General features: G+C 68.8%; 18 protein-coding genes. 9 read left to right on the forward strand and 9 right to left on the reverse strand.

The features are described from left to right. Nucleotides 1–18: 18 nt before the first annotated feature. The 5 genes from N3K63_RS03115 to N3K63_RS03135 all read left to right on the forward strand — a co-directional run bounded on the left by N3K63_RS03115 (nucleotide 19) and on the right by N3K63_RS03135 (nucleotide 4,736). A complete protein-coding gene (locus N3K63_RS03115) occupies nucleotides 19–561 on the forward strand; it encodes an ECF transporter S component (RefSeq protein ID WP_261578522.1) in 543 nt (180 codons plus the stop codon). Between the two features lie 104 nt (nucleotides 562–665). After that, a complete protein-coding gene (locus tag N3K63_RS03120) occupies nucleotides 666–2,471 on the forward strand; it encodes an ABC transporter ATP-binding protein (protein WP_261578523.1) in 1,806 nt (601 codons plus the stop codon). Then, complete coding sequence (locus tag N3K63_RS03125) at nucleotides 2,468–3,277, forward strand: energy-coupling factor transporter transmembrane component T family protein (protein WP_261578524.1); 810 nt, start codon at nucleotides 2,468–2,470, stop codon at nucleotides 3,275–3,277. The genes N3K63_RS03120 and N3K63_RS03125 overlap by 4 nt, the downstream gene beginning before the upstream one ends. A 32-nt stretch (nucleotides 3,278–3,309) precedes the next feature. Next, entirely contained in the window at nucleotides 3,310–4,173 is an 864-nt protein-coding gene (locus tag N3K63_RS03130; RefSeq protein ID WP_261578525.1) for a siderophore-interacting protein, read from the forward strand. After that, nucleotides 4,170–4,736 (forward strand): ECF transporter S component, encoded by a 567-nt coding sequence (locus N3K63_RS03135; RefSeq protein WP_261578526.1) that lies wholly within the window; start codon nucleotides 4,170–4,172, stop codon nucleotides 4,734–4,736. Before N3K63_RS03130 ends, N3K63_RS03135 begins: the two co-directional genes overlap by 4 nt. A 302-nt stretch (nucleotides 4,737–5,038) precedes the next feature. Here the strand turns inward: N3K63_RS03135 and N3K63_RS03140 are convergent, their stop codons facing one another. The 9 genes from N3K63_RS03140 to N3K63_RS03180 form a co-directional block, all read right to left on the reverse strand. Further along, nucleotides 5,039–5,995: an N-acetylglucosamine kinase gene (locus N3K63_RS03140; protein ID WP_261578527.1), complete on the reverse strand. Its 957-nt coding sequence runs from the start codon at nucleotides 5,993–5,995 to the stop codon at nucleotides 5,039–5,041. Beyond that, nucleotides 5,992–7,251: a 6-phospho-beta-glucosidase gene (locus N3K63_RS03145; protein WP_261578528.1), complete on the reverse strand. Its 1,260-nt coding sequence runs from the start codon at nucleotides 7,249–7,251 to the stop codon at nucleotides 5,992–5,994. The genes N3K63_RS03140 and N3K63_RS03145 overlap by 4 nt, the downstream gene beginning before the upstream one ends. 136 nt (nucleotides 7,252–7,387) lie before the next feature. Next, nucleotides 7,388–8,569: an ROK family transcriptional regulator gene (locus tag N3K63_RS03150; protein WP_261578529.1), complete on the reverse strand. Its 1,182-nt coding sequence runs from the start codon at nucleotides 8,567–8,569 to the stop codon at nucleotides 7,388–7,390. Between the two features lie 2 nt (nucleotides 8,570–8,571). After that, entirely contained in the window at nucleotides 8,572–9,414 is an 843-nt protein-coding gene (locus N3K63_RS03155; RefSeq protein WP_261578530.1) for an ABC transporter ATP-binding protein, read from the reverse strand. Continuing rightward, nucleotides 9,411–10,307 carry an ABC transporter ATP-binding protein gene (locus tag N3K63_RS03160; RefSeq protein WP_261578531.1) on the reverse strand — a complete coding sequence of 299 codons (897 nt, stop codon included), beginning with the start codon at nucleotides 10,305–10,307 and terminating at the stop codon, nucleotides 9,411–9,413. The genes N3K63_RS03155 and N3K63_RS03160 overlap by 4 nt, the downstream gene beginning before the upstream one ends. After that, nucleotides 10,304–11,407 (reverse strand): ABC transporter permease, encoded by a 1,104-nt coding sequence (locus tag N3K63_RS03165; protein ID WP_261578532.1) that lies wholly within the window; start codon nucleotides 11,405–11,407, stop codon nucleotides 10,304–10,306. Before N3K63_RS03165 ends, N3K63_RS03160 begins: the two co-directional genes overlap by 4 nt. Beyond that, nucleotides 11,400–12,395 (reverse strand): ABC transporter permease, encoded by a 996-nt coding sequence (locus N3K63_RS03170; RefSeq protein WP_261578533.1) that lies wholly within the window; start codon nucleotides 12,393–12,395, stop codon nucleotides 11,400–11,402. The genes N3K63_RS03165 and N3K63_RS03170 overlap by 8 nt, the downstream gene beginning before the upstream one ends. A gap of 51 nt (nucleotides 12,396–12,446) precedes the next feature. Next, nucleotides 12,447–14,117 carry an ABC transporter substrate-binding protein gene (locus tag N3K63_RS03175; RefSeq protein WP_261578534.1) on the reverse strand — a complete coding sequence of 557 codons (1,671 nt, stop codon included), beginning with the start codon at nucleotides 14,115–14,117 and terminating at the stop codon, nucleotides 12,447–12,449. Nucleotides 14,118–14,457: 340 nt separating this feature from the next. Next, a complete protein-coding gene (locus N3K63_RS03180; RefSeq protein WP_261578535.1) occupies nucleotides 14,458–15,642 on the reverse strand; it encodes an ATP-binding protein in 1,185 nt (394 codons plus the stop codon). Nucleotides 15,643–16,136: 494 nt separating this feature from the next. Between N3K63_RS03180 and N3K63_RS03185 the strand changes: the two genes are divergently transcribed. The 4 genes from N3K63_RS03185 to N3K63_RS03200 all read left to right on the forward strand — a co-directional run bounded on the left by N3K63_RS03185 (nucleotide 16,137) and on the right by N3K63_RS03200 (nucleotide 22,263). Then, a complete protein-coding gene (locus N3K63_RS03185; protein ID WP_261578536.1) occupies nucleotides 16,137–17,366 on the forward strand; it encodes a hypothetical protein in 1,230 nt (409 codons plus the stop codon). A 10-nt stretch (nucleotides 17,367–17,376) separates the two neighbouring features. Next, nucleotides 17,377–19,707: a hypothetical protein gene (locus N3K63_RS03190; protein ID WP_261578537.1), complete on the forward strand. Its 2,331-nt coding sequence runs from the start codon at nucleotides 17,377–17,379 to the stop codon at nucleotides 19,705–19,707. Nucleotides 19,708–20,418: 711 nt separating this feature from the next. Continuing rightward, entirely contained in the window at nucleotides 20,419–21,285 is an 867-nt protein-coding gene (locus N3K63_RS03195; protein WP_261578538.1) for a sce7726 family protein, read from the forward strand. 54 nt (nucleotides 21,286–21,339) lie between these two features. Further along, on the forward strand, nucleotides 21,340–22,263 hold the full coding sequence (locus N3K63_RS03200) for a sce7725 family protein (RefSeq protein ID WP_261578539.1): 924 nt from the start codon (nucleotides 21,340–21,342) through the stop codon (nucleotides 22,261–22,263). The last annotated feature ends 473 nt before the right edge of the window (nucleotides 22,264–22,736 follow it).

Genomic DNA, 22,736 nt, shown 5'->3' on the forward strand with positions numbered 1-22,736 from the left:
CGCCGGTAGGCTGGGGCGGTGGCCACGGCATCCCGACTTCCGACCCGTGTGCTGCTCGTCTGCGCGGCCATCGGCGTCGCGACCGGCCTGGTCGGCGGCATCGCGGGCGTGCTCACCCCCGTGGTCCTGGCGACCGCGCCCTTCGCCTACGGGCTGCTGCTCGGCTCGCACGTGCTGCCGGGCATCATCGCGCAGGAGGTGCTGCGCCGCCCGCTCGTGGCGATCCTGACCCACCTGGTCGCCGCCCTCGTGGCCAGCGCGTTCAACCCGGCGTGGGCGGGGCGCTTCATCGGCACGGCACTGCTGTTCGGCGCCATCCAGGAGGGTGTGGCCGCGCTCACCCGCTACCGCGCGTGGGGCCCGTGGCGCTTCTTCATCTCGGGCGGCATCATCGGGGTGCTCGTCGCCGTCGTCGTCTTCTTCGTCGCGCACCTCTCGGCGCTGCCGCCGTGGGCGCAGATCGCCTACCTGGTGCTCTCGGTGGCCGGTCCGGTCGCGTGGACGGCGCTGGCCCTGGCCATCGGCACCGCGCTGCGCCGCGCCGGCGTCGCCCGCCGCTGACCGCGCGCGGAGCACCCGCCCGAACCGGGGTTGGGACGCCAGGTTAGGCAGGGCTAAGTTAGGAGAGGCTTCCGCCTTTCCGCACCCGACCTCTGGACGCTCCCGTGACCGCTGCCTCGCCCGCCGCGGCCGACCTCTCGGCCACGCCGGCATCCGCCCCGCTCCTGCGGGTGCGCGAGCTGGGCATCGCCCACGACGGCGCCCCCACCCCCACCCCCGCGTCGGCGAGCTTCGAGGTGCGCGCCGGCGAAGTGGTGCTGCTGCTCGGGCCGAGCGGGTCGGGCAAGTCGACCCTCGCGCTCGCGCTTAACGGCCTCATCCCGCAGGCGGTGCCGGCGACGGTGACCGGCTCGGTGCACGTGGCGGGGCTGGATGCCGCGTCGACGCCGGTCGCGCAGCTGAGCACCCACGTGGGCATGGTGTTCCAGGACCCCGACGCGCAGCTGGTCACCGGCACGCTGCTCGACGAGGTGGCCTTCGGACCCGAGAACCTGCTGCTGCCGGCATCCGAGGTGCTCGCCCGCGCCGAAGACGCACTGCGCCGCGTGGGCCTGTGGGAGCGCCGCGCCGAGAACCCCGACCGCCTCTCCGGCGGCGGGCGCCAGCGCCTGGCCATCGCGTGCGCGCTCGCGCTCGGCTCGCCGCTGCTCGTGCTCGACGAGCCCACCGCCAACCTCGACCCGGCCGGCATCGAAGAGGTCTACGCGACCCTCGGCGAGGTCGTCGCCGCCGGCGAGCGCTCGATCCTGCTGGTCGAGCACAACCTCGACGCCGTGGTGTCGATCACGAACCGCGTCGTCGTGCTCGACCAGCAGGGGCGCACGGTGGCCGACGGCTCGGTCGACGAGGTGCTGCGCCGCCGCGCCGACGAACTCCACGACATGGGCGTGTGGCTGCCGGTGTCGACGCTGGCAGCGCTCCGCCTGCGCCGCGCCGGGTGGCACCTCGACCCGCTCCCCCTCAGCCCCGACGAGCTCACCGCCGCCCTCGAGGCGGCCGACGACCCGGCGGGCGCTGAGGTGGGAGCCGCTGCGGTGGGGGCTGCTGTCGTGGGGCCCGGCGTCACGTCGGGGCCGGGCGCACCGGCATCCGATCGCGCACCCGTCGTCGAGGTGCGCGGGCTCGACGTCACGCGCCGGCGCACCGAGATCCTGCACGGCATCGACCTGACGGTGCACGCCGGCGAGTTCGTCGCGATCGTGGGGGCCAACGGGGCCGGCAAGACGACGCTGCTGCAGGCCATCGCCGGGGTGATCCCGGTGCCGAAGGGGCGCGTGCGCCTGGGCGGGCCGCAGGGGGTCGACCCCGCGCGTGCCGACCTGCGCGGACTGTCGCGGCGCATCGGGTTCGTGTTCCAGAACCCCGAGCACCAGTTCATCGCGCACACCGTCTTCGACGAGCTCGCCCACGGCCTGCGCCGGCAGAAGCTGCCCGATGAGCAGGTGCGCGAGCGCGCGCACGACGTGCTGCGCCGCTTCGGCCTCGACGACAAGGCCGACGTGCACCCGTTCCTGCTCTCCGGCGGCCAGAAGCGGCGACTGTCGGTGGGCACGGCGCTCGTGGCCGGTGCCCCGATCCTGGCGCTGGACGAACCCACGTTCGGGCAGGACCGCGCCCGCGCCGAAGAGCTGCTGGGCCTGCTGCGCGAGCTCAACGAGGCGGGCACCACCATCCTCGTCGTCACCCACGACATGCAGCTGGTCACCGAGTACGCCCACCGCACGATCGTCGTCGGCGACGGACGCATCGTCGCCGATGCCGCGACCGCCGAGGTGTTCGCCGACGAGACCCTCGTGCGCGCGGCCGGGCTGCGGCTGCCGCCGCTGCGCCGCGCACTGCAGGGACTCGCCCGGCATCCGCAGCTGGCCGGCGTCACCCGCGTCGACGACCTGCCGGGGGGCGCGGAGTGACCGCCGTCGTCGACCCCTACGTGTCGGTGCACGCACCGGGACGCTTCCTCTACGCCCTCAACCCGCTCGCCAAGTTCGCCGCCCCGGTGCCGGCGATCGTGCTGCTGGTGTTCGTGCGCGACCTGGCCACCCCGCTCGCCTTCCTCGCCCTCGCCTACGTCGTGCTGCTGATCGGCGCGCGCGTCACCCCGCGCCTCCTGGCGCTGCTGGTCGTGGCGCTGCCGGTCGCGGCGGCGGTGCTCGGGCTGAGCATGTCGCTGTGGACGGATGCCGACCGCGTCGACCGCTCGGTCGCGGTGGCGCAGCTGGGCGCCTGGACCCTCTACGGTGGGGCCGTGGAGATCGGCTTCGCCACCGGCCTGCGCCTGGCCGCGATCGTCGCGCTCTCGCTGCTGGCGGGGCTCACGACCAACGGCCCCGATCTGGTGCGCGCGAGCGTGCAGCAGCTGCGCGTGCCCTACCGCATCGGCTACACGGCGCTGGCCGCGTTCCGCTTCGTGCCCCGCTTCGGGCACGAGCTCGACGTCATCCGCCAGGCCCACCGGGTGCGCGGCGCGCACGGCGGCCGCGGACCGTTCGCGGCCCTGGCCCGGTGGTGGGGCTACATCGTGCCGCTGCTGGCCGGCGCCATCCGCCACGCCGAGCGTGTGGCCCTGGCCATGGACGCGCGCGCGTTCGGCGCGCACGCCGAGCGCACCGAACGCCACCTCGTGCCGTGGCGGCGCCGCGACACCGTCTTCGTCGCCCTGATGTGGGCGGTCACGATCGTGATCGCCTGGTTCTTCTTCCCCTGGACCCTGCGCTAGAGCGCACTCGTCGCCGACCGAAAGGGGGCCCGATGGCCCGCTACAGCAACCTCGTCAAGCCCCGCTCGCCGCAGCTGCTGCACCTGCAGGTGCTGCGGAGCCGGCAGCTGTCGCCGCACTGGATGCGCGTCACCCTCGGCGGCGGCGAGATCGACCGCTTCGAGGCGATGGGCTTCGACCAGTGGTTCCGCATCTTCCTGCCGCTCGGCGGCGACGAGGGCCTCGAGCGCATCCCCGCGAAGGCCAACAAGCTGTTCGGCTACCTGAAGTACCTGCGCATCCCCGAGGGCGTCCGACCCGTGATGCGCAACTACACGGTGCGCGCCTTCCGCCCCGCCACGGCCGAGGCCGGGGCCGAGATCGACGTCGACTTCGTGCTGCACGGCACCGGGCCCACCGCCGGCCCCGCCTCGCGGTGGGCGGCGGCGGCCGAGCCCGGCGAGAGCGTCGTCATCATCGACGAGGGCCTGGGTTTCAACCCCGCCCGCGGCACCGCGCGCGTCGTGCTGGTCGCCGACGAGACGGGTGCGCCCGCCGTGGCGGGGGTGTGCGCCTCGCTGCCGGCGTCGGCCACCGGCATCGTGCTGATCGAGGCCCCCTCGGCCGAGGACGTGCTCCCCGTCGATGCGCCCGCCGGTGTGGAGGTGCGCTGGCTCGTGCGCGACGCGCAGACGCCCGGGAGCCTCGCGCTGGCGGCCCTGCAGGAGCTTCCCGTCGAGACCGCGGGCACCCACTACTTCATCGTCGGCGAGCAGTCGCTGCCCACCTCGGCCCGCCGCCACCTCGTCGCCGGCGGCGTCGACAAGTCCGTGATCAGCTTCGTCGGCTACTGGCGGGTGGGCGCCGCCTCCCCCGCGCCCAAGTCGCAGCAGGCCCAGCAGGGAGCGCAGGCGTGAACCGCGTCACCACGACCTACCTGCTCACCTGCGCGGCCATCGGCGTCGCGGGCGGCCTGCTGCTGTGGGGCGCCGGAGCTCTCTCGACCGCCCTCTACGCCGTGGTGCCGTTCATCTCGGTGGCCCTCGCCGGCCTGTGGCTGCTGCCGGCGACGGTCGCGCTGCGTCTGCTCGAGCGGCCCCTCGCCGGCATCCTCGTCGGGCTGATCTCGGGGCTCGTCGCCTTTCCGTACCTCGGGGCGGCCGTCTGGTGGGCGTTCTTCGCCGAGCTCGCCTTCCTCGTCGCGCTGTACCGGTCATGGCGCACGTGGCAGTACTGGGCGGGCGCGCTGCTGGTGGCGATCGTCTACCCGATCCTCGCTGCGCAGTCGTTCGACCTGTGGACGATGACGCCGATCGCCCTCATCGGGTTCTTCGTCATGACGATCGCCTCGTGCTTCGCGGGCGTCGGCCTCGGCATCCTCATCGGCGACCGGCTCACCGCCGCCGGCGTCGCCCGCCTCGCCCGCCGGCGCCCCGCGCCCGCCGCCGCGCCCGCGGCGCCGGCCGCGCACGGCGCATAACTCAGGCAGATCGGCCGATCCAGCCGCCCACAGGCGCCCCGAGGGCACAATCTGCCTGAGTTATGCGACCTGGCCCTTCCCCACCGGCGCGAACTCCAACATCGACAACCTCATCCGCCCCGCCCCGCGCGCCCGGCGTCACCGCTCGCCGCGCCCCCCGCCCCGGGCGCCCGGCGTCACCGCGCGCCACGCCCCCGGCGCATAACTCAGGCAGATCGGCCGATCCAGCCGCCCACAGGCGCCCCGAGGGCACAATCTGCCTGAGTTATGCGACCTGGACACGCCGCGACGCACCGCGGGGGTCAGCCGAGGGCGGCGCGCACCCGGTCGTGCGCGGCGGCGGGGGCGCCGACGTGGTCGAGGGCCAGCAGGGCCGCGCCGGCGATCGGCGGGGCGTCGGGGCGCACGATGCGCGCGCGGGGGGCGAGGGCGGCCATGCCGACGCGCACCCGCTGCTCGAGCCGCGGGTGGCCCGCACGCAGGATGCTGCCGCCGAGCACGACCGGCACCGCGGCGTCCGACAGCTCGAGTCGCCCGACGATCGCCCGGATATAGGCGACCACCTCGTCGGCCTGCCGGTCGACGATCTGCCCGGCGACCTCGTCGCCCGCCGCGGCGTGCGCGAAGATGTCGGGCGGCAACGCGGTGAGTTCGTCGTGGCTGCGGCGCTCGAAGTGCAGGTCTTCGATGAGCTCGTCGACGGATGCCGCGCCGAGCCGACCGCAGATGGCCTCGACGAGCGTGGTGGCGGGGCCGCGTCCGTCGAGGGCCCGCGCCGCGTGCCACAGGGCCGCGGCGCCCAGTCCATAGCCGCCGCCCCAGTCGCCCGACAGTTCGCCCAGCGACGCGAAGCGCACCCGCTCGCCGTCGCCGCGCACCCCGACGGCGTTGACGCCCGAGCCGCACACGACGGCGATCGCATCGGGCTCGTCGGTGCCGGCGCGCAGCACCGCGAACAGGTCGTTGTCGACGAGCGCGTCGCCGGCCCAGTCCCGGCCGGCGAGCGCGGCGCGGTAGCTCTCCTCCTCCACGGGCAGGTCGAGGCCCGACAGGTAGAGCTCGGCGGCGGCGACCGGATGGGCCCCGGCCACCTCGCGCACGAGGGCGTCGACGACGGCCACCGAACCGACCAGACCGACGAAGTGGGGGCTGGAGCCGGCGCCGCGCGCCCGGCCGACGATCTCGCCGTCGGGGGTGAGGGCGACGGCGTCGGTCTTCGTGCCGCCGCCGTCGACGGCGACGAGCACGGGGGTGGTCACGACGCCCACCGCAGGAAGGGCGCGTTGGCGGCCAGCAGCAGGTCGGTGAGCTTCTCGGCGCGGTCGTGCTGCAGCACGAGCGGGTGGGCGCGCATGGCGCGCAGCACCCGGTCGCGACCGCCGTGCACTGCGGCGTCGAGGGCGAGCCGCTCGTAGCCGGTCACCGCGGCGATGGTGCCGGCGATGTCGTCGGGCAGGGCGGCGACGGGCTCGGCGACGAACCGGCCACCCTCGAAGCGCGCCGGCACCTCGATGACGTGGTCGTCGGGCAGGAAGGGCAGCACCCCGTCGTTGCGGAGGTTCACGACCCGGGGCCGGGTGTCGGCGCCGGCCATCTGCAGCATGAGCTCGATCGCCGCCTCCGAGTAGAACGCGCCACCGCGGCGGGCGAGCGCCTCGGGCTTGGTGTCGACCGACGGGTCGGCGTACAGCTCGAGCAGCTCGTTCTCGATCGCCCGCACCGCCTCGGCGCGCGACTGATCGTGCTGCTGCTCGGCGAGCACCTCGTCGTGGGCGTAGTAGTAGCGCAGGTAGTACGAGGGCACGGCGCCCAGCCCGCTGATGAGGGCGGGATCGAGGTGCACGTCGCCGGCGAGGTCGGGGAGGCGCTCGCGCAGCATGCCGGGGAGCACGTCGACCCCGTCGACGGCGACGCTGCGCTCCCACGTGAGGTGGTTGAGGCCGACGTGGCCGAGGCTCACGGCATCCGCTTCGACGCCCAGCATCGCCGCGAACCGCCGCTGGAAGCCGATGGCCACGTTGCACAGGCCCACCGCGCGATGGCCCTCGTTCAGCAGCGCGCGGGTGACGATGCCGACCGGGTTGGTGAAGTCGATGAGCCATGCGCCCGGGGCGGCGTGACGGCGCACCGCCTCGGCGATCTCGAGCGCGACCGGCACGGTGCGCAGGGCTTTGGCCAGGCCCCCGGGGCCGGTGGTCTCCTGCCCGATGCAGTGCACCTCGTGCGGCCACGTCTCGTCTTGGTGGCGCGCGTCCTGCCCGCCGATGCGCAGCTGCAGCAGCACGACGTCGGCGCCGGTCACCCCGGCGACGAGGTCGGGGGTGGCCACCAGCCGCGCCGGGTGCCCCGCACGGGCGAGCATGCGCGTGGCCATGCCGCCCACCAGCTCGAGCCGGCGCGGATCGGGGTCGACGAGCCGGATCTCTTCGAGCGGCAGCACGTCGCGGTAGCGCGCGAACCCGTCGATGAGTTCGGGGGTGTAGGTCGATCCTCCGCCGACGATGGCGAGCTTCATGCGGTCGTTCTCCTCAGGTGGTGCGCACGCGGTGCGCGGGTGGTGCGGGGTCGTTCGGGCGCGCGGGAGCACGCCGCGGGGGTGGGTCGGGCACCGCGGGGGTGGGTCGGGGGCCGCGGGCAGGGGGCGGGGCGGGTCAGGCCGGCAGGATGCCGTCCTCCAGGCGGGCGCGGATGTGGTCGACGAGCAGTCGGCCGGCGCCGCGCAGCACCGGCTCGGGTCCGGTGGAGCTCATCCGCACGGCGGTGTGGGCGCTGGCGGGGCGCACGCTGCTGCGGGCGTCGTCGATGACGGCCAGGCGCTGCTGCACGACGGCGGCCAGCGCGTCGCCGCCGGCGATGCCGGTGGGCCCGCCCAGCACGATCGCCGCCGGGTCGAGGAGCGCGAGCACCGGGGTGAGGGCGAGCACGATGCGCTCGGCGAGCGCGGCGACGTGGTCGTCGGTGAGCGGGGTGGCCGCGAGCACGTCGCGCAGGTCTGCGCCGGGCGCGCCGCCCAGCAGGGCGACGACGGCGGCGGCGCCGAGCAGGTCGGTGAGGTCGCGCGCTCCCGGCACCAGTTCGAGGGCGGCCGGGGGCACCGGCAGGTAGCCGATCTCGCCGGCGCCGCCGCCGGCGCCGCGCTGCACGATGCCGTCGACGTCGATGCCCAGGCCCAGGCCCTCGCCGATCCAGAAGTAGACGAAGCTCGGCTCGTCCTGCGCGGCGCCGAAGGCGCGCTCGGCGATGGCGGCGAGGTTGACGTCGTTGCCGAGCACGACGCTCAGCCCCGTCGAGCCCGAGATGAGCGCGTGGGCGCCGGTCTGCGGCCAGCCCGGCAGGGTGTCGGTGAACGACAGCTCGTCGCGCTTGGCGTCGACGGCCGCCTGCACGCCGATGGCGATCATGCTCACGGTGTCGCGGGCGATGCCGGCCGCGGTGCACGCCGCGTCGAGGGCGCGGTCGACGTCGCGCTCGGGCGAGCGCTGCTCGCCGGCGACGGCGATGTGGGCCACCGGGTGCTCGGTGCCGAGCGCGTCGACGACCACGGCGGCGATCTCGTCGCCGAGGATGCTGACGGCCACGCCGGTCACGACGTCGCGGCGCACGCCGTAGAGCACCGCGTTGGGGCCGCGGCTTCCGGCCGTCTCGCCGACCTTCTCGATGAGCCCCGCCCGCTCGAGGCGCAGGATCATCTGGCTCGCGGTGGGCTTGGACATGCCCGAGAGCTCACCCAGCCGGGAACGGCTGAGCGGCCCGTGCTCGAGCAGCAGGCGCAGCGCGGTGCGGTCGTTGTGGGCACGCAGGAACGTGGGCGTGCCCGGGTCGGCGATGGTCACGATCAGCCCTTCCGAGCCGCCTCGGCGAGTTCGCGTCGGACCTCTTCTCGGAGGTTGCCGAGGTTCTCGGGTTCGGGGGCGGCGTTCAGCAGTGTACGGGTGTACGCGTGCTGGGGGCGGAGGATGACGTCATCCGCGGCGCCGCGCTCGACGATGTCGCCGTGGTACATCACGAGGATCTCGTCGCTGAAGTGGCGCGCGGTGGCGAGGTCGTGGGTGATGTACAGCACACCAAGATCATCCTCCCTCTGCAGGTCGGCGAGGAGATTGAGCACCCCCAGACGGATGGAGACGTCGAGCATCGACACCGGCTCGTCGGCCACGATGAACCGGGCGCCGGGGGCCAGGGCCCGGGCGATGGCCACGCGCTGGCGCTGACCGCCCGACAGCTCGTGGGGCCGGCGGTCGGCGATCTCCTCCCCGAGCCGCACGCGGCCGAGCAGCTCGATCGCGCGGGCGCGCACCTGTGCGCCCGACAGCTCGGGGTGGTGGATCTTCAGCGGTCGCTCGAGGTGGTGCGCGATCGAGTGGAACGGGTTCAGCGAGGCGAACGGGTCTTGGAAGACCATCTGCACGTCGGAGCGGTAGGCCGCCAGCGCGCGGCCGCTGCGCCCGGTGGGGGCGCCGTCGAGCAGCACCTGCCCGCGCGTGGGGGTCTCGAGCTTGGCGATCATGCGGGCGATCGTCGACTTGCCCGAGCCCGACTCGCCCACCAGCGAGATGGTCTTGCCCGGCTCGAGCAGGAACGACGCGTCTTTCACGGCGTGCAGGGTCGAGGTGCGCAGGCCGCTGCGGAGGCGGAAGTCCTTCACGAGCCCGCGGGCCTCGAGGGTGCCGGTGTTCATCGTGCGTCCTCCTTCGCTGCGACGGCTGCGCCCGGGGTGCCGATGCCGGCGCCGGTGCGCACGAAGTCGCCCCGTTCGCCGCGCAGGCTCGGGAAGCTCGACAGCAGCTTCTTCGTGTACTCGTGCTGCGGGTCGCGGTAGATCTGCGCGGCGGTCCCCTGCTCCACGATCTCACCCTGCAGCATCACCGCGATGCGGTCGGAGATCTCGATGAGCATCGGCAGGTCGTGGGTGATGAAGATCACCGCGAAGCCGAGCTTCTCGCGCAGGCGCATGATCTCGCGGATGATGCCGCGCTGCACGACCACGTCGAGGGCCGTGGTCGGCTCGTCCATGATCATCACCTGCGGGTCGAGGGCCAGCGCCATCGCGATCATCACGCGCTGGCGCATGCCACCCGACAGCTCGTGCGGGAACGAGCTCAGCCGGTCGGGGTCCACGCCCACCAGCGCCAGCAGCTCGCGGCTGCGCGCGGTCTTCTGCGCCTTGCTCATGCCGGGGCGGTGCGTGTCGAACACGTCGAACAGCTGCGCCCGCACGTTGATCACCGGGTTGAGCGAGTTCATCGCGCCCTGGAAGACCATGGAGATCTTGTCCCAGCGGAACTGGCGCAGGCCGTCGTCCTGCAGGGCGACGACGTCGATGTCCTGCCCGGAGCGGTCGTGGAAGATCACCTCGCCGGTGGTCATCAGCGCCGGCGGCTTCAGCAGCCGGTTCATGCCGTAGGCGAGGGTCGTCTTGCCGCAGCCGGACTCGCCGGCGAGCCCGAGGATCTCCCCCCGGTTGAGGGTGAGCGAGACGTTGCGCACCGCCTTCACCGGCGGGTCGACCTCGTACTCGATCGACACGTTGCGCGCGGTCAGCACGGGCTCGTGCGCGGTGGCGGCGCTCATGCGCGGACTCCGTTCTTCTCGGCATCCTCGGTGGAGGTCGTGGAGGTCGTGGCGGTCTCTGCGTTCGCCTGCTCTGCGGCGGCCAGCTCGGCGGCCTCGACCTCGACGCCCTTGCCGGCTTCCTTGGCCTTGCGCACCCGACGCGCGTTCTCGGGGGTGAGGCGCAGCTTGGGGTTGATGATCTCGTCGATCGAGAAGTTGATGAGCGACAGGCCGGCGCCCAGCAGCGCGATCATGATGCCCGGCGGCACGAACCACCACCACGCCCGGGTGCCGAGGGCCTGCCCGGTCTGGGCGTCGTTGAGGATCGTGCCCCACGTGATCGAGTCGGTGGCGCCCAGGCCCAGGTACGACAGGCCCGCCTCGCCGAGGATGGCGAAGATGATCGCGAACAGGAACTGCGCGGCCAGCAGCGGCAGCAGGTTGGGGAGGATCTCGACGAGGATGACGCGCGCCGGCTTCTCGCCGGCCACGCGGGCAGCCGCCACGTAGTCGCGGCTGCGCAGCGAGCGCGCCTGCACGCGCAGCACCACCGCCGATCCCGCCCAGCTGGTGATGCCGAGCACGAAGGCCACGAGCAGCCACGACCGGCTCGGGAAGTAGGTGGCGATGACCATCGCCAGCGGGATGCCGGGGATGACGAGCATGATGTTCGTCACCAGCGACAGTCCCTCGTCGCCCCAGCCGCCGATGTAGCCGGCGAGGATGCCGAAGACGATCGAGAGGGTGAGGGCGATGAGGGCGGCGATGATGCCGACCATGAGCGAGCCCCGCGTGCCGTAGGCGAGCTGGGCGAACACGTCGTAGCCGAGCTTGGTCGTGCCGAGCCAGTGCTCCGCCGACGGCGGCTGCAGGGCGTCGTTGCCGCTGTAGCGCGGGTCCTGCACGAACATCGGGGCCAGCACGCCGAAGGCGACGATGGCCAGCACGAGGACGAGCCCGATGATGAGCTTGGCCGACCGGCGCGGCAGCAGCTGGCGGATGCCGCGCCGTGCGGCCTTGGCATCCTCTCGTTCGATCTGCGTGTCGAGGGTGGTGGTGACGGCGACCGGGGCGGTGAGCGCGTGGTCGCGGGGGTCGAGTCGGGTGGAGTCAGACATTGTGACGCGCTCTCGGGTCGATGAATCCGTAGACGAGGTCCATGATGAAGTTCGCGGCGAGCACCGTGAGGGTGATGACCAGGAACACGCCCTGCATGAGTGCGTAGTCGTTGTTCTGCACGGCGGTGAACATGAGCTTGCCGATGCCCGGGTAGGTGAACACCTGCTCCATGACGATCGACCCGGCCACGATGAAGCCGAGGGTGATCGCGAAGCCGGCGACCGAGGGGATGGCGGCGTTGCGGGTGGCGTAGGTGCGCAGGATCCGCATGGGCTTGAGGCCCTTGGCCTCGGCGGTGACGATGTAGTCGTCGGCGAGGGTCGAGACCATCATGTTGCGCATGCCCAGCAGCCAGCCGCCCACCGAGCTCAGCACGATCGTGATGGCGGGCAGGGTGCCGTGGTAGACGGCGCTGGCGATGAAGTCCCAGCTCAGCTCGGGGCCGGAGGGGAACTCGAACACGTCGTAGCCGCCGATGATCGGGAAGATCCCCAGGCCCACCGAGAAGATCGAGATCATGATCAGCGCGAGCCAGAAGTAGGGGATCGACTGCAGGATCGTCGTGGCCGGGACGAGGTGGTCGACCCAGGTGCCGCGGCGCCAGCCGACCCAGGCGCCGATCCCGACGCCGAGGATGAAGGAGATGATCGTCGCCAGGCCCACCAGCACGATCGTCCAGGGCAGGGCCCCGGCGATGAGCTCGGTGACCGGGGTCGGGAACTTCGAGAACGAGATGCCGAGGTCGCCCTGCAGCAGGCGCCCCCAGTATCCCCAGTACTGGTCCCACAGCGACGTCTGGTCGTCGGAGCCCAGCAGCAGTCGGATGTTGTTGATGGTCGACTCCGGCACCTCGCCGCGCTGCTGCAGCTTCGCGATGAGGATGTCGGCCGGGTCGCCCGGCATGAGCCGGGGAAGCAGGAAGTTGAGGGAGATGGCGACCCACAATGTGATTGCGTAGAAGCCGATCCTTCGTGCGTAGAACTTCATTTCACGTCTCTCGTCTTGCTGCTTCCCCGGGTGGTCATGCCGTCGTGCGGTTTACTTCAGCGTCAGGTGCTGCAGGACGTAGCCCGAAGCCACCGAACCCCAGGAGGGCGGGAAGGCGTACAGGTCGTCCTCCGTCGGCCAGCCCGCGAAGTCCCTCGAGTTGTAGAAGGTCTGCGTGGCGTTGATGACGAGCGGGATGTAGGGCACGTCGTTGACGATCGCGGTCTGGATCGTCGCGTACGCCTCCTTCTTCGCGGCCTCGTCGTCGGTCGAGGCGGCCGCGTCGACGGCGGCATCCACGGTGGGGTTGCTGTAGCGGCTGAAGTTCCAGTCGCCCGGGTCGAGCTGCGTGCCCACCGGCTGGGTCGCCCCACCCGAGAACCAGTCCTTATAGATCTGGAACGGGTCGGCCACCGAGGTGCCGATCATGCCGCCCATGATGAGCTGGTAGGTGCCGTTCTGACGTGCGTCGGAGAACTCCTGCCACTGCACCGTGGAGGCGCTGACCTTGATGCCGGCGGCCGCGGCCTGCTCGGAGATGAGCTTGGCGGCGTCGTTGTAGTCGGTCCAGCCGTCGACCGAGGTCAGCGACAGCTCGATGGGGGTGCCGTCCTTGCCGTAGAACCCGTCGGATCCCTTGGTGTAGCCGGCGGCCTCGAGGATCGCGCCCGCCGCAGCGGCGTCAGCGGTCTGGGGGCTCTCGGCGTTGGCCGGGTCGGCCAGCCACTTCTCGTCGCGCGGCATCAGCGTGTAGGCCGGCGAGATGGTGGCCGCGAGGCCCACGAACGCCTTGTCGGTGATCGTGCCGCGGTCGATGGCCAGGTTCAGCGCCTGGCGCACGGCGACGTCGGTCTGCGCACCGGTGCAGCCGAGCTCGGCGTTGGCGCAGGTGTAGAGCACCGTCGGGTCCTGCGGGGTGTTGATCGTCGAGATGATGCCGTTGGCGGTCACGTCGTCGGGGTTCGGGATGAACATGCCGGTCCAGTCGAGCTTGCCGGCGGCCAGCAGGTCCTGTGCCGACTGGTTGGCGTCGATGCCGATGTACTGCACCGTCTTGATGGCGGGCACGCCCTCGTCGCGGAAGTTCTCGTTGGCGACGACGGTGTACGACGCGTCGGTGACGGTGTCGACCTTGTAGGGGCCGGTGCCGACCGGGTTCTCGTCGGTGAACGTGGCGAAGTCGTCGACGTCCTTCCAGACGTGCTCCGGCAGCATCCAGGTCGAGCCGAGCACGCCGAATGCGTTGGTGAACTGCGGCTCGTTGTAGGTGAGCACGACGGTGGTGTCGTCGGTGGCCTCGGCCGAGACGAAGTACTGGTTCTCGTTGCCCGGGTACTCGAAGGTGAAGGCGACGTCCTTGGCGGTGAAGGGCTCACCGTCGTTCCACTTCACGCCCTCCTTGAGCGTGACGGTGATGACGGTGCCGTCTTCGTTGAACTCGTAGCTGTCGCCGAGCATGCCCACGGGGGCTTCGTCGCCGGTCTTGTTGAAGAAGAACAGCGGCTCGTAGATGGGGCCGAGTGCGGCATGCAGCACGGTGGGGGCGAACGGGTTGAAGTTCGCCGTGATGGGCGTCTGGCTACCCGCCCAGACGCGCAGTACGCGGTCGCTCGAGTCGGTGTTGTCACCGGAGGAGGATCCGGAGCAGCCCGTCAGCGCGAGGGTGAGTGCGACAGCGCCGGCAGCGGCGGCCAGAGCGGCCTTTCGCAGTTCTCGTCTCATCGGTCGACGATTCCTTTCTTGCTTCATTGCTTGGTGAAGGACAACCGAGGCGAGCCCGCGTCGGCTTGTCGTCGATGCTATAGGCAAGAAAGTAACCGGTAACAGTCCTTAATGTAACGGTTTTGTTTCGACCCCTAGCAAATTCGAGAGGGTCGAGAACGACGGATGCCGGGACCCGGCCCGCAGGCTGGATCCCGGCATCCGGGTGAGGTATGAGCCGTCAGGAAACCTGCGCCAGATCAGGTGCAGTTGATCGTTGCGTTCACTGGCATCCGACACGACCGTCGACGACGACAGGCGTCAGCAGAGGTGAGAAAACATTCCGTGTGGGCCCACGCAACTATCCGAGCTGCTCTGATCGTCGCTTGACGTGCCCGGGCATGCCAGGAGTAGTGAAGGCGATTCGTCCTGGACCCGAGGTGAAGATCACGCCCTTGTTCGTCAATGACTCTCGCGCACCGACGAATGCCTGGCTGGACAAGCCGACGTTCTCCGCCACATCGTCAACGCCGTACTCGTCAAGCTGCTCCTGTGCGGCCATGTATCGCAGGACGCGTCGCTCGGAGGCGTCCGCACGATCCCAACTGGACCGAAAGTACCCCTGGTCGAGATTCTGGTATGCGGAGGCGAGCGCCCGACTAGCGACATCCACGTCGATCAGACGAGACCCCGTCAAGTTCCACGCTTCCCTACCGAAGAGTTGCAGGAAGTATGGGTAGCCCTTCGCATCGCGCGTGAGCATCGCGAGAGCATCATCATCGATGTGGAAGTTGTTGCGGATGAGCGGCTCTTTGATCGCGGCGACAGCGGATTCAGCAGCGAGCGCTCCGATGTGCCGATAATCGAACAGCCGCTCAGCGTAGCTACGAGCCCCCGAAAGTCGTGCGGGAAGAGTGGGAAGCCCCGCGCCGACGACGTAGAAGGGAATCTCCTTCTGCCCAGCCCGATTCTGCACGGTCAGCAACGCGGACAACATCTCATCGTCGACGTCTTGCATCTCGTCGATGAAGATCCCGATCGCGGAGCCAGTCTCGCGAAGCGCGTCCGCAAAGTCTTCTACAAGCTCCTCGAGATCAACTTCGAGAACGCCAGAACGCGCGCGATGACCAGCAGGCTCGCGAGCGGTTTCGATCGAAACCACACCAAGGGACAGGGAGAAGCCGGTCAGAGTCCCTAGAGCTCTCCGGACGGCTTCGCTGTACGCCTTTCCCTTTTTGAACTGCTCGGCGGCTTCATGAAGCTTCCGACCGAGTTGCTGGCGCAGTCGCACCGCACCCGTATCCGATGGCTGCGCTTCTACGTCGATGCACAGCCAACCGGCATTTTCCGCCTGGGTGCGCATCGCGTTCAGGAGCACGGTCTTCCCGACGCCACGGTAGCCATGCAGGACGATGCTTGCATCTGTACGGCGCGCGAGTGACCTCGCGACGATTAGATCGAATGCTGCGATTTCGCGGTCACGGCCAGCAAGTCGCGGCGGGCGTAAACCAGAACCCGGGGTGAAGGGATTGAGCTCGGGGTACACGGCTAGAGCCTACTTTCGTTGGCGGCGCCGCTCTCCACGTTGCATCGGTGACTGAGCCGCCAACTCACGCTTCATGGCGGCAAGAAGGCCAGACTCCACGGTGACCCCATCACCCCGCTCCCCCTCTTCCTTTCTTGCTTCACATCTCCACCCGGCACCCCCGGCTTACCCCTTCCTTTCTTGCTTCACATCTCCACCCAGTGCCCTGCTTTCCCCTTCCTTTCTTGCTTCACATCTCCACCCAGTGCCCTGCTTTCCCCTTCCTTTCTTGCTTCACATCTCCACCCAGCACACCGGCTTCCCCCTTCCTTTCTTGCTTCACATCTCCACCCAGTGCCCTGCTTCCCCCTTTCCTTCATCGCGGGCGGGCCTTGACAGTCCCAACCGGAGGAGGAGATACGTAGCCTCGCCGTCTACCAAGTCCCAGGACCGTCGATAGAGTCTGCGCAGACGAAAGAGAGATGATGCCCCCCGCCATTCGAGTTCCCGGACGAGTGAGCGCCGGGCGCGCCAGGGAGATAATCGACGAGCTCACCGCAGGTGGCTCGCCGGCACTCTCGGTTCCCAAATCGTTGTCGTACGTGAACGCCCTGTCGGTGACCTCGATCGCGCAGGCAGTGATTACTTGGGGCACTCATCCTGCTACCAGTACCCTCATCACCGATCTGGATCTCGAGGACGTGGACGCAGCGCGGGTGCTCTCTCGGAATGCAGTCCTCATGACCGCAATCGAGCTCGCAGATGAGATCCAACGCCCGGATGGAGCTGACGTCACCGACAGGTGCAAGGCTCTTGCCGCCTTCACACTGCGGCATTGGTCGTCGGACGTCCCTCAGATCGCATCCGGGGTGGAGGTCGGCACTGACCGCACGGTCATGGCCGTCGACCACGAACCCGCGCTCAGATCCCCGCGGGGCATGTATCCGCGGGGGGACCTCGATGAGCAGGCCCGTCCCTTCTTCGCCGGACGTGCCCACGCCGATGTCCATCAAATGAGAGGTCGACACCCGTTCGGGCATCGAGTTCTTGGAGTGAGCGGGCAGCGGCCTCCGAACTGGGCCGACCGGTACGCAGCAACCGGACACGCTCTCGGCGTCGTCCTGTTCGAGTTGTTCCAGAACACCGATCTTCATGCCCGCTTATCGGTGCACGGCAAACTGCTACCGAAGTCTGTCCGGTTGATGCACGCGCGCGGGTTCGCACAGACTCGCGATGTCTTGTCACGGTCAGACCCAGACAATCGCGGCCTCATGGAGTACTTCGCACGCACTTCAGCCCGCGAAAGTGGGGGCCACACCGCACGATTTCTCAGCGTCTCGGTGCTCGACTCCGGGCCAGGGATGGCTGGGACACTGCTGCGAAGACAGAACATCACCCGACCGGAGAGCCCCCAGCAGGAGCTCACATATTTCTTGCGCGCACTTCGCATGACCTCCGGCGGTAGCACTCGAGAACCGATGCGCGGTCTTGGCCTTCGGCGCGTTCAGTCCCTCCTGAGCGCCCTGGGCGGCTTCGCGCGGATCCGCAGTGGGCGCTTCGAGATCCAACGCGATTTCGTCCGCCACCCTTTCGATGGTCCAGACGAACGGGAGTCGATGTGGTGGGGCAACGTCGCCGAGCCCCGGCCCACTCAGAAGGTGGCCGGAACCGCGATCACGCTGCTGCTACCGATCCCTCCGTTAGCGGACGCAGCGACGCTGTGGGAGGTCGCATCCGATGACTGAGGCTCGAGGCATGGTGACGGGCGACACGTATATCTACGCCACGCACGTCGTACCGGAGGAGGGACGAAGTCGATCAATCGTTGTGGTCTTCGCGCCGAACGAACTGTCCGGGCTCAAACTAGGGGATCAACTTCGCGACTTCTTCCTTACGAATCCTCTCGCCTCAGAGTTGTGGTTGATTGCACCGGAGTGGGCCGCCGACGGCCTGCGGAAGGTGCGAGACTCCCAGCGCCTGAAGGAGCGCCTTCTGCACGCTGCAGCGCTGGACGCTCAGCGGCTCATCGTCTTCAATTCGTCGGGCGCCTGGATGCAGATCGACGAAGACGCCGACGGCCTGCTCACCTCAGCCGTGGCTGACCGCGTTCGGCAGGATGGGCTTCGTGTGATGTTCCGCGAGGGCCACGGGCTGATGGAGGCTCATGCAGGCCTCCACTATGCCAAGCCCAGCGGGTCCCACACCCAGCACTTCCTCCGGGCGGGACCGGTCGTCGCGCGAAGCGCGCACACACTTTTCGTTGCCGCCGCGCTGCTCCCCTGGGCGGCGTCCCGCCCACACCACAGGATCTGTGTCGACACCAACGCCATTGCCGGCGTTGGGTACGCGCTCGCCGCTCTGCAGGCCTCCTTCGGCAGTTCGACCGCGCTTGTGCCGGTCGACAGCTATGGCGGCTACGAACGGCTTGCGCTCAACCCACCTGACCCCAGCGAGCAACCTCTGATCCTCATTTCGGCGAGCACTTCTGGCTCGATGGCGGCGAGCATCAGCGGTGAGTACGGCATCGCCGAGGGCGACATCATGACGCTGTTCTACGTGGGCGATGAGCCGAGGTCTCCCGTGCTGTGCGATCTCACCCGACGCAAGCCCGACGATCTCGATGAATACAAGATTGACCCGATCGAGTCGTGGAGTGACGACTGCCCAATGTGCGCGGAGGGGAAGATCACGATCGAGCTCCTCGGTGAGGAATTCGTCCCAGAATCCGCTACTGCCTCGTCGCGGATGTTGAAGGCCGTCCACTCGTCCAGGCGCCTGCGTTCCTTCATCGACGTGTTCCGGGGTTCGGGTGCAATCCGCGTCGCCCGCCCCACAGACGCACAGTCCGGCTACGCGAGGGTCATGAACATCACCCTCGCGCCACTGCTTGAGGACACCGGGCACCCGGTCCAAGCTCGCGTTATGGCGGAGTTAAAGCGACATCTTCCGGCCCAACTGCGTTGGATCATCAGCCTCGGAGATCCGGATTCGAATGCAACCGCGGAACTCGCGAAGACTGCGTGCGAGGAGGTCGGTCTACGGAATGTCGAGATCGTGGGCCCCGGCGAACTGGACGAGGGGAAGAAGTTGGGCGGCGGGCACGCCTTCGTCGTCGGAGGGACCATCGCGAGCGGCAGAAGTGTCCGAAACATTAGCCGACAACTGCGGTCACTGCACGACGATCACATCCACTACTTCCTGGTGTGCGCGAAGCCGCGAAGTGAAGCGGCGTGGGACACGCTCGTTAGTGATCTCACCTACGGAAGGACCGCCAAGTACTACCCATTACATGTCGTATGGCGCGTGGAGACTGAGCCTGATCGCGGGGAACACAGCCCATGGCTTCTCGAACTCGAGACCCTCCGCTCCGTGTCCATCGAGCTGGCTGGACGAGATCCCGAGCAGGTCCCCGAGGGGACCCTCGATGCGGTGCAGGGCCGCATTGAGGAGCTCGCTGCCGAGGGCGCGGCGCACGACTTCGTCCTGTTGCCGGCGTCGGACTATGGGACATCATCCGGTCAGGCGTTGGACCTCAATCCGAACTTCGCGTTCTGGGACGATCGGGCGAAGAAGAGCGATGAGCTTGCCACGCAGGACGAGGTGTTCTTCACCATGGCGACCGTGTTGCATACGTTCCGCTATTCAGCGGACGGACGCTTCGCGCTCTTCGGAGTACCGGGCCACGGCTACGTGCTGGACCCCTTGAACTTTGGACGCTTCAATGATCCGATCATCCAGGCGTGCATCCTTCGTGCCGCAAAAGGTGTAGAACTCGACTTCCGGAGCCATAGCGATACGAGCCAGGTCATGGCAGATGAGATTCTTCATCTGCTGAGCGCATATGCGGACGTCAGCAGAGGCGGCGCGGCGGTCGAGATCGCCCTATCTATCGCGCGTGGCCTCACCGACGAGAAGTCACCGGGTGCGCTCCGATTGCGCGGCGATGACCTTTCACGGGTCGCCAACATGGTCGACGAAGTGGAACCAGCAATCGCGCCACTACTCGCTGCCCTCCTCCGCTACATCCAGGCGGTGGTCCACCGTGATCAGGTGGACGCCGCGGTCGCCCCGGCGGATGGCGACTAGTGCGAAGAGCCGTAGCTGATCAATCACCGCCATAGGTGACCTTCCCTCGAACACCTCGTCAGAGACGATCGTGCAGAAAACGCGGGTTCCCGATCGCGAGACATTTACCCTCGCGCGCTCGACTGCGTGAAGGGTTCCCGCCTCGTCGCCGATCCGGCGCATGGCGCACCAGAGCGTGTGCCTTGTCTTCACCACCCACCGGTCGTCGCTCCACCGCAGGCTTCTCGATGGTGGGGGCGCATGGAAGACGACACTGATCGTCGCGCCAACTCTGGATTGGGGTGGCTGCAGGACCGAACAGTCCGGACTTGCACGAGTTTCGCGCTCCGAGAGCCTGGAGGGCGAGCTCGTCAGCGGGTTGTAAGTGGACATACCCGCCTATGCGGCACCATCAGTGCTCGGGTGTCGCTTACATCCGCCCCTTCCGTCACTGATGCGGACGACCTCGGCTGCGCGTTCGAGCGGCTGCTGAGTCGTACACCGGACCTTCCCCTCGGCTGCGGACGTACTGATCAACGCATCGACCATCGAGGACTTGCCAACGCGCAGTGACCGCATAGCTGCAACATGCGATGCACAAACGAACCTCACACCAAGGCCTCACACGTTCGCGGCCGCTCCGCCGACGTACGCGTGGACGCCGGCGGTACTCGGCAGAGGATTCCGCAGCGCGCCGGAACATGGGAAGACCTGTTGACTAGGCTTCCTTTCGTGCACGTCGAGGAGAGGGACGCGATCCGGGCCATGTCCGGGCTCTTCACGACTGCAACCCTGCGAGCACTGGCCGCGCCAACACCGTGGGACGCGGCGGAGCGATTCGGGACCGTCGACCACATGATGTCGGCTGACGCACCGCTTGCGACGGTGTTCGATCAGGCGTATCAGGTGCTGGAGCGGTTCCGACGGTCCGAGTACGTGTTCAAGAACTCGGTGGTATCGAAGATCGTCTTCGGTCGGCACCGCCCGACCACAGCATCGGCTGCGTTGGAGTTTGCTCTCGGCGCATCTGTAGCTGACGTGGTGGTTTTCAACGGGACCATCACCGCCTACGAAATCAAGACCGACTTCGACAGCTTCGCGCGACTGCCGACTCAGCTCGCGGACTACGCCGCCGTAGCCGAATTCACGTACGTCGTCACCTCGGCGAACCGCGTTACGGCGGCACTTGATGCGGTACCTGCTCACGTGGGCGTCATGGCTCTCACGGCGAGGGGTTTCTTGTCGGTCCGACGTGAGGCGACACGACGACCGGACCTGCTCTCTCACCGCGGCTTGTTCGCGGTACTCAGATCCGCCGAGCGGGCCGAGCTCTTCCGCATCCATAGCCTATCGCCCGCCGACACCTCGACACGGGCCGCGTTCGAGGCGTTCACAACCCTCCACCTCGGCGGCATCTATCAGGACGTCACCAAGCTCCTCAAGCGACGGTTCAGCGACGCCGCGGTCGCAGCCGGCGCACCCGGAGTTCCAGAGTCTCTGAGAGCCCTCATGTGCGGTACACCTCTGTCGTCACGGGCCCGCGATCGGCTATCCGAACGCCTGGCGCAGCGTCCCGCTGCGTTGCTCGAATCCTCCTAGGATCTGCGCAGATGGCGCGCCCGAAGCGTCACCGCATCCTGAGGAGACACTCCCATGTACTTCCCGTACCTCTACGGACTCCAGAGCGAGTTGCTCGCACTCCGCGACCTCCCCAACACGGAGTCGCTGGCGCGCCTGTCGCCCACGATCGATCCGGTGAAATCGAACCCGGCGTCACTTCGAACCGCACTGTCATCCCTGGCAGAACTGCCGGTCGTCCCGGCCGTGGTGATCAATCCATCTCTTCAGGAGCTTCGCACGCCCGCTGCGGCTGCGGCCTGGTGGACAGAGATCGAGCCCACGATCCGCTCGACCCGCGCCACGCCGGCGCTGGCGATCACTAGTTCGACGACCCCCGCCGAAATCGCAGTCTTCGCCACCTCGTTCCCGGCTGGGCCGTTGCGCCTCGTCGTCCGCTCCGGGGGTCCGATTGCGTCCGTGGCCGCATCGACGCTTGCCGGCCGCGAAGTGATCGCGGTCTGCCATCACAACGTTGAGGACAGCGTCTTCGTCGCCGCGTTCGGAGCGGACAAGGTCGTCCGCCTCGCTGACAGCTTCGTGCGCCAGCAGCGCAACGCGGACTATGAAGGGGTGGAGTGGTTCACCAGTTCGAACACATCCTTCCGCGGGTCGGGGCGACCAGGCTTCGGCGACTACACCGTCCTCGCGTCCTTGCCCGCAAAGCCGGGCGGTGGCCGCGCCGGCGCGGTAGCGGTGCATGCCTCGTTCATCCACGCCAGCGGCGACATATGGGTCGCCCACTATGTGTCTGACACCACCGACCGCGACGAAGGAACAACGGCCGAGAAGCTACTGGAGGCGCTCGATAAGCTGCAGGTCGACCGCGCACAGTACCTCGACAGCGCCGGCATGCGCGGCTTCGACGACATTCACGCGCGTCGCCTAGCCACAAACCTTGCGACAAACAAGCGCCACCAAGTCTCCCATCACCTCGTCACCACGCTGGCTTCGTTCTAAGAGCCGTGGCGTGGCGTCCGTCATCCAGTTGAATGAAATGACGGACCCGATTCACACTTCCGTGCTCTGTGCGCGCGACCGCTCAGCGATGGATGCAATTGCCGCAACCTAACTACCCGAGCGGTGATGTGCACCCGGCTCCGGGAGGGCGTCACCCCCTTGCGGAGGCAGCAAACCCGAGTTCACGACGCTGACGCCCGTCAAGAGCCAAGTGAACACCGCGTCCGGTCGGATTACGGAGAGCGGCTGAGGAAGGAAGGCGGCGGCGAGCGCAAACATGCACGCACCGCCGATTGCGGCGCCGATCGGGAAACGGAGCAGGACCAGTGTTCTTCTCGGTGTCGGCGCGTTCACCCGCGCCGACACCGCCGACATTGCGCTGGGACCCTCGATCACAACGCCGGACGCGCGTGCCGACCTCAGCGACTTCATCATCCGAACACATCTGCTCGCACAATCCCATGCTTTGTGCG

The organism is Microbacterium festucae (genome assembly GCF_025421715.1).
GTDB lineage: Bacteria > Actinomycetota > Actinomycetes > Actinomycetales > Microbacteriaceae > Microbacterium > Microbacterium festucae.

Bases quoted from the DNA above. Each gene is read 5' to 3' on its own strand.
- N3K63_RS03130 (WP_261578525.1), top strand. From the start codon at position 3,310: ATGGCCCGCTACAGCAACCTCGTCAAGCCCCGCTCGCCGCAGCTGCTG.
- N3K63_RS03145 (WP_261578528.1), bottom strand. From the start codon at position 7,251: ATGAAGCTCGCCATCGTCGGCGGAGGATCGACCTACACCCCCGAACTC.
- N3K63_RS03155 (WP_261578530.1), bottom strand. From the start codon at position 9,414: ATGAACACCGGCACCCTCGAGGCCCGCGGGCTCGTGAAGGACTTCCGC.
- N3K63_RS03160 (WP_261578531.1), bottom strand. From the start codon at position 10,307: ATGAGCGCCGCCACCGCGCACGAGCCCGTGCTGACCGCGCGCAACGTG.
- N3K63_RS03165 (WP_261578532.1), bottom strand. From the start codon at position 11,407: ATGTCTGACTCCACCCGACTCGACCCCCGCGACCACGCGCTCACCGCC.
- N3K63_RS03170 (WP_261578533.1), bottom strand. From the start codon at position 12,395: ATGAAGTTCTACGCACGAAGGATCGGCTTCTACGCAATCACATTGTGG.
- N3K63_RS03175 (WP_261578534.1), bottom strand. From the start codon at position 14,117: ATGAGACGAGAACTGCGAAAGGCCGCTCTGGCCGCCGCTGCCGGCGCT.
- N3K63_RS03190 (WP_261578537.1), top strand. From the start codon at position 17,377: ATGGTGACGGGCGACACGTATATCTACGCCACGCACGTCGTACCGGAG.
- N3K63_RS03200 (WP_261578539.1), top strand. From the start codon at position 21,340: ATGTACTTCCCGTACCTCTACGGACTCCAGAGCGAGTTGCTCGCACTC.